Annotated in this window: 14 protein-coding genes; 2 read left to right on the top strand and 12 right to left on the bottom strand. The window is 61.7% G+C overall.

The window, feature by feature from the left end:
• Positions 1-55: 55 nt before the first annotated feature.
• The gene (locus tag VKR55_RS08450) at positions 56-1,654 is read right to left on the bottom strand and encodes a class I adenylate-forming enzyme family protein (RefSeq protein WP_324401701.1); all 1,599 of its coding nucleotides are present in this window, start codon (positions 1,652-1,654) and stop codon (positions 56-58) included.
• A 4-nt stretch (positions 1,655-1,658) separates the two neighbouring features.
• Positions 1,659-2,243, bottom strand: coding sequence for an NnrU family protein (locus tag VKR55_RS08445; protein ID WP_324401699.1), 585 nt, complete (start codon positions 2,241-2,243; stop codon positions 1,659-1,661).
• Between the two features lie 991 nt (positions 2,244-3,234).
• Here VKR55_RS08445 and VKR55_RS08440 point away from each other — a divergent pair.
• Together VKR55_RS08440 and VKR55_RS08435 are read left to right on the top strand one after the other, a co-directional pair.
• Positions 3,235-3,909: a toll/interleukin-1 receptor domain-containing protein gene (locus tag VKR55_RS08440; protein WP_324401697.1), complete on the top strand. Its 675-nt coding sequence runs from the start codon at positions 3,235-3,237 to the stop codon at positions 3,907-3,909.
• Positions 3,910-3,914: 5 nt separating this feature from the next.
• A complete protein-coding gene (locus VKR55_RS08435; RefSeq protein WP_324401695.1) occupies positions 3,915-4,637 on the top strand; it encodes a hypothetical protein in 723 nt (240 codons plus the stop codon).
• Here the strand turns inward: VKR55_RS08435 and VKR55_RS08430 are convergent.
• The 10 genes from VKR55_RS08430 to VKR55_RS08385 form a co-directional block, all read right to left on the bottom strand.
• The gene (locus VKR55_RS08430; protein WP_324401693.1) at positions 4,634-4,885 is read right to left on the bottom strand and encodes a hypothetical protein; all 252 of its coding nucleotides are present in this window, start codon (positions 4,883-4,885) and stop codon (positions 4,634-4,636) included. The genes VKR55_RS08435 and VKR55_RS08430 overlap by 4 nt on opposite strands.
• Positions 4,886-4,914: 29 nt before the next feature.
• Complete coding sequence (locus VKR55_RS08425; RefSeq protein ID WP_324401691.1) at positions 4,915-5,235, bottom strand: hypothetical protein; 321 nt, start codon at positions 5,233-5,235, stop codon at positions 4,915-4,917.
• A gap of 144 nt (positions 5,236-5,379) precedes the next feature.
• The gene (locus VKR55_RS08420; protein ID WP_324401689.1) at positions 5,380-5,988 is read right to left on the bottom strand and encodes a hypothetical protein; all 609 of its coding nucleotides are present in this window, start codon (positions 5,986-5,988) and stop codon (positions 5,380-5,382) included.
• A gap of 97 nt (positions 5,989-6,085) precedes the next feature.
• Positions 6,086-6,592 (bottom strand): GDSL-type esterase/lipase family protein, encoded by a 507-nt coding sequence (locus tag VKR55_RS08415; RefSeq protein WP_324401687.1) that lies wholly within the window; start codon positions 6,590-6,592, stop codon positions 6,086-6,088.
• 70 nt (positions 6,593-6,662) lie between these two features.
• Positions 6,663-8,282 carry a peptide chain release factor 3 gene (locus tag VKR55_RS08410; RefSeq protein ID WP_324401686.1) on the bottom strand — a complete coding sequence of 540 codons (1,620 nt, stop codon included), beginning with the start codon at positions 8,280-8,282 and terminating at the stop codon, positions 6,663-6,665.
• Between the two features lie 98 nt (positions 8,283-8,380).
• On the bottom strand, positions 8,381-9,385 hold the full coding sequence (locus VKR55_RS08405) for an inorganic phosphate transporter (RefSeq protein WP_324401685.1): 1,005 nt from the start codon (positions 9,383-9,385) through the stop codon (positions 8,381-8,383).
• A gap of 14 nt (positions 9,386-9,399) precedes the next feature.
• A complete protein-coding gene (locus tag VKR55_RS08400; protein WP_324401684.1) occupies positions 9,400-10,044 on the bottom strand; it encodes a DUF47 domain-containing protein in 645 nt (214 codons plus the stop codon).
• A gap of 151 nt (positions 10,045-10,195) precedes the next feature.
• A complete protein-coding gene (locus tag VKR55_RS08395) occupies positions 10,196-11,164 on the bottom strand; it encodes a branched-chain amino acid ABC transporter permease (protein ID WP_324401682.1) in 969 nt (322 codons plus the stop codon).
• A 1-nt stretch (position 11,165) separates the two neighbouring features.
• A complete protein-coding gene (locus tag VKR55_RS08390) occupies positions 11,166-12,053 on the bottom strand; it encodes a branched-chain amino acid ABC transporter permease (RefSeq protein WP_324401680.1) in 888 nt (295 codons plus the stop codon).
• Positions 12,054-12,202: 149 nt separating this feature from the next.
• Positions 12,203-12,547 (bottom strand): ABC transporter substrate-binding protein (locus tag VKR55_RS08385; RefSeq protein ID WP_324401678.1); only part of this gene is annotated, 345 nt, incomplete at its 5' end.

Genomic DNA, 12,547 nt, shown 5'->3' with positions numbered 1-12,547 from the left:
TCCGCAAAAACCCGCCCCCACACCTCATACAGGGTGCAAGCCGGCGCCAAGCGCCTCAAGGCGTCGCGCTTAAAGCCTCGCGCAATTGCCGCTTCAAAACCTTGCCGTTGGCGTTCCGCGGCAGCGCCTCTCTGGTCAGAAGCATCGTCTCCGGCACCTTGTAATCCGAAAGCCGCTCGGCGCACCACGCGCGCAAGGTCTCGCTCGAAACGCCGTCGCGCGTCACGACCACCGCATGCACGCGCTCCCCCAGCACCGGGCATGGCTTGGCGATGATCGCGCTCTCGACAACGCTGGTATGGCCGGCCAGCACCGACTCCACCTCCGCCGAATAGATCTTCAGGCCACCGCGGTTGATCATGTCCTTCTGGCGGTCGAACACGCGCACGAAATTGTCGGCATCGACCGAGCCGAGGTCGCCGGAATGCCAGAAGCCGCCGGTGAAGCTTTCGGCGGTCGCCTTCGGGTTATTCCAGTAGCCCTTGATCACCGCCGCGCTGTGGATCCAGAGTTCGCCGATCTCCCCTCGCGGAAGCTCGCGCCCTTCCGCATCGACCGCCATGATGGTTGCGCCCGGACAGGGCAGCCCAACGCTATCGATGTGCCGCGCCGCCAAGGCGCCGGGCATGATGGTCGAGGGCGAGGTGGTCTCGGTGGCGCCATAGCAATTCATCAGCTTCAGGCCGGGCAGCTTGACGGCGAGCCGCTCGATGGTCGCGATCGGCATCGGTGCGCCGCCGAAGCCGCCGATCCGCCACGACGACAGATCGTAGCTGTCGAAGTCGGGCTGCAGCAGGCAAAGATTGTACATGGCCGGCACCAGCACAGTGTAGGTGACGCGCTCGCGGGCCGCCATCTTCAGATAATCCGCGGCCTTGAACTCGGCCGCGATGATCAGCACGCCGGCGCAAGCGGCCATGGTCGTGATGTTGGCGACAGCGCCGGTGACATGGGCGAGCGGAACGGCGGCAATCGAACGGTCGGCCGCGGTCAACCCCATACTGGACGTGAAGATCATCGAGGAATGTACGATGTTGCAGTGGGCGAGCATCGCGCCCTTCGGCCGTCCCGTCGTGCCCGAGGTGTAGAGGATCATCGCGGTATCCTCTTCGCCGATGTCGGCGGCTTCAAGCAGCGGCGGATGATCGGCAAGGCGCGAAAACTCGGACTGTCGCGGGTCGTCATCGACCGCGATGCGATGCTTCAGATCGGGCACATCCTTGGCATCGGGCACGCGCCCAGCCAGCGAGGCTTCGTGGATCAGGAGCTTGGCGCCGCAATCAGTCAGCACATACGCGATTTCCGGCTTCTGCTGGCGCGTGCCGAGCAGCACGGTTACCAGCCCCGCATGTGCGGCCGCAAACAGGATCAACGGAAATTCGATGCGGTTGCCGAGCAGGATGGCGACGCGGTCGCCACGCTCAAGGCCAAGCTTGACAAGGCCCGCGGCAATCTGCTGCGCCTGCCGCATCGCCTCGCGCCAGGTGAGCCGCTTGTCGCCGCAGACGAAGGCCTCGCCATCGCCGTTGCGCGCGGCCGCCTGCTCGACCATCGCCCACACGCTTTTCGGCCGCTCGCAGAAGGCCGGCACCATGCGGTCGCCGAAACGCGCCTCAAGCCGCATCGGTGGAATCGAAGCCTTCGACCAGTCCATTGGTCTAGCCTCCCATCACGGGCACACCGATCACGACTGGATGGAACGCAAAGGCGAGCGCGAGATAAGCGACGACGCCGACCGCAACCGCGATCAGGTCGTTGCCGATGCCGCCGACGGGGATCGGCGGGCCGCCGGCGTCACCGCGCCGCTTCAGCGAGATGCGGTCGAACACGGCCCAGGCCAGGAACGAGCCGAACAGGATGATGCCGCCGAGATCGCCATTGGCAAGCAGATGCCCGAACGCCCACAATTTCACGCCGGCCAGCATCGGATGTTTCAGCGTGACGTAGATGCGGCCGCGGATATAGGCAGCGACGACCAGGATCACGGCCGGCAGCATCAAAAGCACGTTGATATCCTTCAACGCCTTCGGCGGCGTCCAGAGCTGGACCCATTCGGTGGCGCGATAATGCGCGAAGCCCCAGACGATCAGCGCAAGCCCCGCCGCCGACGCCAGCGCATAGACGCCCTTGTACCCGCCCTCGCCCATCGTGGCGATTGCGCGTTTCCGTGCCTCGCGCTGCGTCGTGAACGTATGGACGCCGAGGAACAGCACGAGGCCCAAAATCATCACCGATAGTCCCACGATGTCTCTCCTCTGAAGCTTCGCGCCACGCTCTCGGTCGTCATACGCGGGCTTGACCCGCGTATCCATCGTCCGCGCAAGCGGACGAGCAGTTATTTTGAAGATGGATTGCCGGGTCAAGCCCGGCAATGACGAATTGTGAAACCGATCACGGCGAATTCGAAAAATGACGAGGGTCAGCATTCCCGCGGCATGATTTGCCCGGGCTGTGCATCAACATTGTCCCTCGAAAGCAGCGAGGGCGCGGGGAACACCGGGTGCCGTTGCACCCGCAGTCTCGTGTGCGGCAAATGCGCAAAAGAAAGCACACGAGTTATCTACAGGTACAACCGAACACACTCCGGCATTCCCCGCGCGATGTTGGACGACTTATTCCGCGCTCTCCTCGGCGTACCGGGCTTGTTAGCCACCGTCCCCCCGGGCTCATGACCCGGGGGTTGACACCAGCGTCGGGGTGCCAGGACCACACGGCTTCGTCGAACGCGTCCCGCGCTTCGTCTTGCGCGATCTCGCGTCCATCGCAACCCGCCTCACGTTGCGCGACGATTGGCCGTAACGTCCCTCGTGGTGAGGCGGGCTGGGGTGGAATGTATTTCTGATTTACAGATTTCTGCAAGTCAGAAAAGGTGCGACAAAATGGCACGACGGGCAGTTTGCGCATGGCGGATATGTGCGAATTGCCCGTCGTGTCGAACCAGCAACATGGTGGAGGTCCTAGAGTACGTCAGCCGGGCCGGAGCGAGGCTCTCGCCGCGAGCCGGCCTGGGAGGCCGGTCGCGGGACCGCAGGCAGGCGGTCAAGCTCGGCAATGACGAACTGCGCGATGCTGCTACAGCTTCTCCTGCGCCCTACCCAGCTCGCGATTGTCGACATAGCGGATCGCCATCGGGCGGCCGGCGGCGTTTTTGGTCTATAAGCTTCAATCATTCCTCTTTTCGGTTGAAGCCGGCTCCAATTACAATTACACGATTTGCCCTATTCGGAGATCCCCATGCTGGCGTTCATGAGCTACCAGACTGACGACCGCCATGTCGCCGCGACGGTCGCACAGCTCCTCGGGAAGCTCGGTGTCCACTGCTTTATGGCCCACGAGCATATCGAGGTATCCGTTCAATGGCGCGATGAGATCTTGCGGCAAATCGGCTTGGCGGACCTCTTCGTCCCGATCTTAAGTCAGCGTTATTACGCCTCGATATGGTGCAAGCAGGAGTCGGGCATCGCAGCGTTCAGGCGGATGACTATCATCCCGCTCTCAACGGACGGCTCGACACCCCAAGGCGCTATCAATCATATCCAATCCTCTCTACTGGTGGGCTTGCAGCCAACGTATCAGCAGATTTTACCTGGCCTCGCGTCGCACGATGTGTCGTTTACGATCGATGCAGCGACAAACATCATTTATCGATCAGGAACGTTCCGCTCGGCTGAGGCCAACTTTCAACTGATTTTGCCCTACCTTCATCGAGCTACCGATGCGCAGGTCGCCGCACTGCTCAATGTTGCCCGCCAAAATGATCAAGTGCACCACGCTTCGCTTTGCGCTCGCGAATACTTGCCGCCATTGATGCGAAGCCATGGGCATTTGCTTCAGCCAGAAGTGCGAGACTATCTCAACCAAATCCTCGCTCAGTATGCGGCGCCTCCGCCGATGCCCGCGACGAGGTGAACTAAATGAACGATTTTGGACCGCCGTTTAATCCGTACGACGATTTGCCGGATGATCCTGAAGAGGCTTTCCTGCAGCTCGAAGCTTATTTCAACTCCGATTGCAAGCGACGGCTCGAAGCCGCGAACAACAACGACCGGCTAGATATTATCCACATCGATTACATAGCGCAGGTGCTCGCAGCCATTAATGCGCTTGGTCTCGAAGGCCAATTCAAAAGTGATGTCCCGTCGATCCAAGACGTTGACTACGACACGTACCTGAATTTCAACAAGGACGTCATGCACTACAGAACCATGCTCCTCATCAGGAGGAGCCAACGGCAGCAAGGTTACGCGGTCCGGTTTGACGGCACGGCAAAGCGAAAAATCCATCATCACCTGGATCAGGTACTTGAAATCTTCAACAAGTTGGAAATTGAGGAGAATAAGCGCGAGAAGCTGATATCAAGGCTGAATGATCTCCAACACGAGGTAAATCAGCCGAGAACGGCCTTCGATCGCTTCGCGGCTCTTTCTATGGAGGTGTCTGGCGTCGTCGGCGACGCGATAGAGCGCTCGAAAATCATGGACCTTCTCGATGCCGTCGGCCGACTGTTCTATGGCGCGCAAACTGAAAGACAAAAGCAGCTACCGCCGCCTAAAGAAACAAAGCGCATCGAACCACCGCGGCCAACAATCGAGCCGCCGAAGAAGTCGCCCGACATGGATGACGACATTCCGTTCTAGTGGTCATCGACATCCTGGAAGTAAATGCCTATTCCAGTGAGCTCCACTGAAAGGTCGTTGCGTAGGCTCAGAGCTTCCTCAGCTAATTTTTCCAAGGCGTCAGCCTGCCGTTTGTAAGAAGCGCCCTTGAGGCTGGTCCGGGCCGTGTAGCTGACGTATCCCCCTTCTGTCTCGGGTACCCATAATCCATGTGCGACCCTCTGCCGGTGATTATTCAACTCCCTAAAGCGATTGATCAGCTTTTTCATTTCGCCACGTTCAGCGAAAAGCATCAGCGCTAGATTGCAGAGCACCCCACATCGAACGTCGACGTTACTGCATCAAAATATTCAGGTTTGAGCACGAGTTCTTCACCTATCGCGTGGCGCAGGGAGTACTCCACTTGGGAAAACTCGTACATGAAGAGACCGATTGAGCGATACGTCTTCTCCGACTCTAACTGCCATGGTTGAAATAGCATGAGCCTGGTGCCGTCCACCTCGGCCTCGAATATCTCCCCGCTGCGCAGCCGGGGCCATTCATCGCGATACTCGACGGCGGCCTGCGCCGATGAAAACACCCGGGGCGCGCCATCCCAAACGATCCATACGGTAGTCATAGCCCTTTATGCCCTTCAGAAGCACTCTGTCCCTAAGCCAAGCAAATCCTCGACAAACCGATTGAGCACCTCGCGCCCTGCCCCGCGAAGCCTTGGCGCAGCCGGGTCGCGGCGATAACAATCTATCGTGCGCCGGAATGACCGTCACTTGCCGTCCTGCGGCTTGCCGAGATCGCGATTGTCGACATAGCGGATTGCGATCGGTCGGCCTGCCAGCGCGCCGCCGAGGCCGGCTGTGAACTTCATGGGAGCGCAGGCATCGAGCGAAGCGTTGATCGCCTTCAAATAAGTGTCGCGGGTATCGGCCGGCACGCCTTTGGTCGCAAAGGTCATGCGGGGGTGACCGATTATCTCGCCCGACTTCTTGAAACTGAAGCGCACCGACATCTGCATGCCCTCATGCGCGACGTCCACTGGCGGCGGCGACCAGCATGAGCGGAGCTCCGCGAAGAGATCGCCGATGGTATCGAGCTCGTGATCGGGCCGCTTATATTTTCCTTCGTCCTCCTTGGCAGGCACAGTCTCGATCGTAAGCTGCAGGTTCTCGCCATAGGGATAGTCGATCTCGGGGATGCAGGGGCCATGCTCGAGCGGACTGCAGTAATAGGGCGTGCACGGCCGGCCGTCGAGCACGCTGCAGGGCTCGTGCGAGAACGGGATCGGATTGATCTGGCGATGACGCGCGTCCGCATGGCTCGCCAAAACGACGGCGAGAAGGAGCATGCCGGCAGTGAACACGATGCGTCGCAGCATAGAATTAACCCGGAGACGCCGCGAGATAGAATGATGACGCTAGGCGCCGGCATCAAGGCCGACGCGGTTCACAACCGCGCGTTCAGTGACCAACGAGCTATCCGCGTCTCGATCCCAGCGCAGCCATCACTCGCGGCAGTATCCGCTCGGCAAGCAGGTGGTATCCTGCCGGGATCAGGTGAACACCATCCGGCTGATGCATCTCACTTGGAATGGCGTGAAGCATCGCGTTTTCCAGCATGACGATCTTCATGCCGCGCGCCTGCAGCCTTGCCATGATCTGCGGAACGACCGAAGCCACGCCCTTTCTGCGATCATTGCCGCCCGGCTGCAGGATGAGCACGCGCGTGCCTTGCGGAGCTGCCGAGTCGAGCCGCGCCAGCATGCCCTGTGTGGTGTCGCCACTGATCCCGGCGTTGCTCACGGTTACGGCGTAGCCTCTCGCCTTCAGCAGGCGTTCCAATTGTGCAGGATAAGCGTCGCCAGATGAAACTCCCTTTCCGGCGGTATTGCTGGCGCCGAGAGCGACCACCTGGGCGTTGGCTGCGCTCGACGCAAACAAGATGGTAAGTCCGAGAAACCAGATTCGAAGCAGGCTGCGCATTGTCGGAATCCTCGACCTTTGGTGGGGACGGTGGAGCTCGATGCGCGGCGCCAGCGACCACACGAGCCGCTCACGCCCGCTTCTTCACGTCCTTGATGTTCGAGAAGGTGATGCCATCGGCGCGCTCCTGGGTGTAGCCGAGATAGAACTCGTTCCTGGCCATGAAGACGGGATCGCCGTCGACGTCGTCGGCGATGCCGGAGCCGTTGGCCGCGATGAAGGCTTCCAGCTTCTTGTTGTCGCCTGAGGAAATCCAGCGCGCCAGCGAGAACTCGCTGACCTCGAACTCCACCGGCAACGAATATTCGGCGTCGAGCCGCGCCTTCAAGACGTCGAGCTGCAGCGGACCGACCACGCCGACCAGGGCGGGTGCGCCGTCGCGCGGGCGGAACACCTGCACGACGCCCTCCTCCGACATCTGCTGCAACGCTTCCTTCAGCTTCTTCGCCTTCATCGCGTCCGTGAGCCGCACGCGGCGCACGATCTCCGGCGCAAAGCTTGGCACGCCGACGAAGGTCAAATCCTCGCCCTCGGTCAGCGTGTCCCCGATGCGGAGCGAGCCGTGATTGGGGATGCCGACGACGTCGCCGGCATAGGCTTCGTCGGCGACGGAGCGATCCTGCGCGAAGAAGAACTGCGGGCTTGCCAGCGGCATGCTTTTGCCGGTGCGCACGAGCTTCGCCTTCATGCCGCGGCTGAGCTTGCCCGAGCACAGCCGCGCGAACGCGATGCGGTCGCGGTGGTTCGGATCCATATTCGCCTGGATCTTGAACACGAACGCGCTCATGCGCGGCTCGGCGGCCTGCACCTTGCGCAGGTCGGAATCCTGCGCGCGCGGTGCGGGCGCGAACCTGCCGAGCCCTTCCAGGAGATCGCCAACCCCGAAATTGCGCAGCGCGCTGCCGAAATAGACCGGGGTCAGATGGCCTTCGCGGAAGGCCTCGAGCTCGAACGGCTTGCAGGCTTGGCGCACCAATTCCAGCTCGTCCTTGATCGCGGCCACGTCGAGATTGGCGTTGCGGCTGCCGAGCTCGGCGATGTCGATCTGCTCGGCCTGCCCGGTCTTTGCACCGCCGCCCTCGAGCAGGCGCACGCCGCCGTTGATGACGTCGTAGGTGCCCATGAAGTCGCGGCCCCGGCCAACCGGCCAGGTCATCGGCGTGGTGTCGAGCGCCAGCGTCTTCTCGATCTCGTCCAGGAGCTCGAAGGTGTCGCGGCTCTCGCGATCCATCTTGTTGATGAAGGTGATGATCGGGATGTCGCGCAGGCGGCAGACCTCGAACAGCTTTCGCGTGCGCGCTTCGATGCCCTTGGCCGCATCGATCACCATGACAGCGGAGTCCACTGCGGTGAGCGTGCGGTAAGTGTCTTCCGAAAAATCCTCGTGGCCCGGCGTATCCAGGAGGTTGAACACCAGCCCCTCGAACTCGAAGGTCATCACCGATGTCACGACCGAGATGCCGCGCTCGCGCTCGATCTTCATCCAGTCGGAGCGCGTGTTGCGCCGTTCGCCCTTGGCCTTGACCTGGCCTGCAAGATTGATGGCGCCGCCGAACAACAGGAGCTTTTCGGTGAGCGTGGTCTTGCCGGCGTCGGGATGCGAGATGATCGCAAACGTGCGCCGCCGCGCCACTTCTTCAGACAAGGGCGAGCAGGACGGCGAATCGGTCGTGACGGCGAGATCGGTCATGGGGTCGAGCGTTTGGCAGGGAAAAAGCGGGATAGCAAGAGCCGGTCCGCTCCCCCGCATATAGGAATTTCCGGGCAAAACGCCACTTTGGCGGGCTGCTAGCGCAGCAGCGACACCGCCCAGTAGGTCAGCGCCGCGACGATCGCAGCGGCCGGGATCGTGATCATCCAGGCGTAGACGATGCCACTGGCGATGTTCCAGCGCACCGCCGACGCACGGCGCGCCGCGCCGACCCCGATAATCGCCCCCGTAATCGTATGCGTCGTGGAGACGGGAACCCCGAACGCGGTCGCCATGAACAGCGTGATCGACCCTCCCGTCTCGGCGCAAAAGCCCTGCATCGGGGTCAACTTGGTCAGGCGGAGCCCCATGGTCCGCACGATCCGCCAGCCGCCCATCAGCGTGCCCAGCGCCATCGACGCCTGGCAGGCCAATACCACCCAGAACGGCACGTAGAATTTGGCCCCGAGATGGCCCTGCGAATAGAGCAGCACCGCGATGATGCCCATCGTCTTCTGCGCGTCGTTGCCGCCATGACCGAGCGAATAAAGCGAGGCGGAAGCAAACTGCAGGACGCGGAAGGCGCGATCCACCGTAAACGGCGTGGAGCGCACCGATATCCAGGAGACCAGTGCAACCAGCATCATCGCGAGCACGAAGCCGATCAGCGGCGACAGCACGATTGCGGCGAGCGTCTTCGACAATCCGCTCCAGACCGCCGCCGAAATGCCGGCCTTGGCCATGCCGCCGCCGACCAGGCCGCCGATCAGCGCATGCGAGCTCGACGACGGGATGCCGAGGCCCCAGGTGAGGAGATTCCAGATGATCGCTCCGATCAACGCGGCGAAGATCACCTGGATGTCGACGATGGAGGGATCGATAATGCCGGTGCCGATGGTATGGGCGACGTTGAGCCCGAATACCAGGAAGGCGACGAAATTGAAGAAGGCGGCCCAGAACACAGCGTATTGCGGCCGCAGCACGCGGGTCGAAACGATGGTCGCGATCGAGTTGGCCGCATCGTGCAGTCCGTTGAGGAAGTCGAAGGCGAGCGCAACCGCGATCAGGCCTGTTAGAACCGGAAGGCCAAGCGTGGTTTGCACGGAGCGGCCCTGCCCTAGACCTGTTCGATCATGATCGAGTTGATCTCGTTGGCGACGTCGTCAAAACGGTCGGCGACCTTCTCGAGATGATCGTAGATCTCGGCGCCGACGATGAAGTCCATCGTATTGGCGTCGCGGTGCTTGAGGAAAAGCTCCCGCAAGCCGATGTCGTGGAGATCGTCGACACGCCCTTCGAGCTTGGTCAGCTCCTCCGTGATTGCCGTGATCATCGAGACATTCTGGCCGATCGACTGCAACAGTGGCAGCGCGCGCCCGACGAGATCGGCGCACTCGACGACAAGCGTTCCCATCTCGCGCATCAAGGGCTCGAACTCGCGGACCTCGAACAACAGCACCGCCTTCGCGGTCTGCTGCATCTGGTCGATCGCGTCATCCATCGACGTGATCAGGTTCTTGATGTCGCCGCGGTCGAACGGCGTGATGAAGGTGCGCCGGACCGCCGTCAGCACTTCGCGGGTGATGCCGTCCGCGTCGTTCTCGAACTGGTTGACGCGCTGGCAGTAGAGCGGCGTTTCATCCCCGCCCTTGAGCATGTCCTGCAGGGCGCGCGCACCCTGGGCGACGACGGCGGCGTGGCGAGCAAACAGGTCGAAAAACCGCTCCTCCCGCGGGAGGAAGGCGCGAAACCATTGAAACATGGAGCATCCACAGTCCTGAAACGGCCGCGACGCGACCTGTCGCAAAACTGTCATATAAGGATTTGGCTGGAAAGGCCCGCCAACCGGGACGACAAATCCCGGTCATCCACCGCTTTTAGCTGCAGGGGAATCAGCCTGAAAAACTGGTGGCTTAGAGCGAGCGCTTCAACAGATGCGCGATCTCGCCGATCACGCCACGGCGGAACAGCAGCACGCAGGCGACGAAGATCGCCCCCTGGATCACCGTGACCCACTGGCCGAAGCCCGCCAGATATTGCTGCATGGCGGTGATCACGAAGGCGCCGACCACGGGCCCGAAGATGGTGCCGAGGCCGCCGACCAGCGTCATCAACACGATCAGCCCGGACATCGACACCTCGACATCGCTCAGCGAGGCATTCTGCGCCACCAGCACCTTCATCGCGCCGGCTAGTCCCGCCAGCGTTCCCGAGAGGATATAGGCGAGCAGCTTGTACTGGTCGGTCTTGTAGCCCAGCGAGATCGCGCGCTGCTCGTTCTCGCGCACCGCCTTCAGCACCTCGCCGAACGGCGAGTTGATGGCGCGAAAGATCACGAGAAACCCGAACAGGAAGCTCGCGAGCACGAAGTAGTAAAGCATCGTCGCGTTCGACAGGTCGAAAATTCCGAACAGGTAGCCCTGCGGCACGCCCTGGATGCCGTCCTCGCCATGCGTGAACGGCACTTGCACGTAGACGAAATAAAGAAGCTGCGACAACGCCAGCGTAATCATGGCGAAATAGATGCCCTGGCGGCGGATCGCAACGACCCCGGTGACAACGGCGAGCACGAAAGAAGCACCCGTCCCGACCAGAACCCCGAGTTCCGGCGGCAGGCCCCAGGCCCTCAGCGCATGGGCGCTGCAATAGCCGGCTGTCCCCAGGAACATCGCGTGTCCGAACGACAACAGGCCGCCGTAGCCGATCAGGAGGTTGAACGCGCAGGCGAGCAGCGCAAAGCACAAGGCCTGCATCACGAAGAACGGATAGATTCCGGTGAAGGGCACGGACGCCAGCAGCACCGCCATCACGGCGAAGACGATCATCTCGTCGCGCATCGCGCGCGGGGTGCTCGGCAGGGTGTCGTCGGTCAATGCCGTCATGTCAGGCCGCCCTTCCTGTCAGTCCCGTCGGCTTCACCAGGAGCACCAGCACCATGAACACGAACACCACCGTGTTGGACGCCTCCGGGTAAAAATATTTCGTCAGCCCCTCGATCACGCCAAGCGCGAAGCCGGTGATGATTGAACCCATGATCGAGCCCATGCCGCCGATCACGACCACGGCGAACACCACGATGATGAGATCGGCGCCCATCAGGGGCCGGACCTGGTTGATCGGGGCCGACAGCACGCCGGCAAGCGCGGCGAGGCCGACGCCGAGCCCGTAAGTCAGCGTGATCATGCGCGGCACGTTGATGCCGAAGGCGCGCACCAGCGTCGGGTTTTCGGTGGCGGCGCGCAAGTAAGCGCCAAGCCGCGTCTTCTCGATCAGGAACCAGGTGGCAAGACATACCACCAGCGAGAAGATGACGACCCAGCCGCGATAGATGGGCAGGAACATGAAGCCGAGGTTCATGCCGCCCCTGAGCTGATCGGGAATGGAGTAAGGCAGGCCGGAGGAGCCGAAATAGTTCTGGAAGACGCCCTGAATGATCAGCGCGATCCCGAAGGTGAGCAAGAGGCCGTAGAGATGATCGAGGCCGGTCAGCCATTTCAGCATAGTCCGCTCCAGGATCATGCCGAAAATGCCGACCACAATGGGCGCGACGATCAGCGCCCACCAATAGCCTAGGCCGGTCAGGCTCAACAGGAAATAGGCACAGAACGCGCCCATCATGTAGAGCGCGCCGTGGGCGAAATTGATGATGTTGAGCATGCCGAAAATGACGGCAAGCCCGAGGCTGAGCAGCGCGTAGAACGAGCCGTTGATCAGGCCGAGCAGGAGTTGCCCGAACAATGCCTGCGACGGTATGCCGAAGATCTCGAACATGCCCCCCTGCCCCACCAGGCCGCCTGCTCCTGCAAGCGGCCGTGCTTGTTGGATCAGCTATCCGAACGCACGAGTTTGCGCATGATCCTTTGCGAAAATCGGTTTGCCCCCCGGATCAAGTCCGGGGCAGGCTTTTTCGGGATCATGCTTTAGCCGCCGACCAGCGGACAGCCGCCCTCCTTGAGCGGCCGGAACGCTTCCGCCGCCGGAATGGTGGCACGCAGCTTGTAGTCGTCGCCCGGATATTTTGATTCTTCCGGCTTCTTCACTTCGAACAGATAAGCGTCGTGCAGCTTGCGGCCGTCGATACGGATCGAGCCTTTGCCGAACAGCGGATCGTCGGTCGGCAGTTCTTTCATCTTGGCGACCACGGCGCGGCCGTCGCTGTCGCTCTTGAGCGCTTCGACCGCTTTCAAATAGTGGATGACCGACGAATAGACGCCGGCGGGCAGCATGCTCGGGAATTTCCCCGGCCGGTTGGAGGTCACCTGCCA

This window comes from Bradyrhizobium sp. (assembly GCF_035309285.1).
GTDB lineage: Bacteria > Pseudomonadota > Alphaproteobacteria > Rhizobiales > Xanthobacteraceae > Bradyrhizobium.
This window is presented reverse-complemented; position numbering and strand designations above follow the sequence as displayed.

What these genes read in the sequence shown, in the direction of transcription:
- VKR55_RS08410 (WP_324401686.1), bottom strand. Translation starts at nt 8,282, where the DNA reads ATGACCGATCTCGCCGTCACGACCGATTCGCCGTCCTGCTCGCCCTTG.
- VKR55_RS08395 (WP_324401682.1), bottom strand. Translation starts at nt 11,164, where the DNA reads ATGACGGCATTGACCGACGACACCCTGCCGAGCACCCCGCGCGCGATG.
- VKR55_RS08450 (WP_324401701.1), bottom strand. Translation starts at nt 1,654, where the DNA reads ATGGACTGGTCGAAGGCTTCGATTCCACCGATGCGGCTTGAGGCGCGT.
- VKR55_RS08420 (WP_324401689.1), bottom strand. Translation starts at nt 5,988, where the DNA reads ATGCTGCGACGCATCGTGTTCACTGCCGGCATGCTCCTTCTCGCCGTC.
- VKR55_RS08415 (WP_324401687.1), bottom strand. Translation starts at nt 6,592, where the DNA reads ATGCGCAGCCTGCTTCGAATCTGGTTTCTCGGACTTACCATCTTGTTT.
- VKR55_RS08400 (WP_324401684.1), bottom strand. Translation starts at nt 10,044, where the DNA reads ATGTTTCAATGGTTTCGCGCCTTCCTCCCGCGGGAGGAGCGGTTTTTC.
- VKR55_RS08430 (WP_324401693.1), bottom strand. Translation starts at nt 4,885, where the DNA reads ATGAAAAAGCTGATCAATCGCTTTAGGGAGTTGAATAATCACCGGCAG.
- VKR55_RS08440 (WP_324401697.1), top strand. Translation starts at nt 3,235, where the DNA reads ATGCTGGCGTTCATGAGCTACCAGACTGACGACCGCCATGTCGCCGCG.
- VKR55_RS08435 (WP_324401695.1), top strand. Translation starts at nt 3,915, where the DNA reads ATGAACGATTTTGGACCGCCGTTTAATCCGTACGACGATTTGCCGGAT.
- VKR55_RS08425 (WP_324401691.1), bottom strand. Translation starts at nt 5,235, where the DNA reads ATGACTACCGTATGGATCGTTTGGGATGGCGCGCCCCGGGTGTTTTCA.
- VKR55_RS08390 (WP_324401680.1), bottom strand. Translation starts at nt 12,053, where the DNA reads ATGTTCGAGATCTTCGGCATACCGTCGCAGGCATTGTTCGGGCAACTC.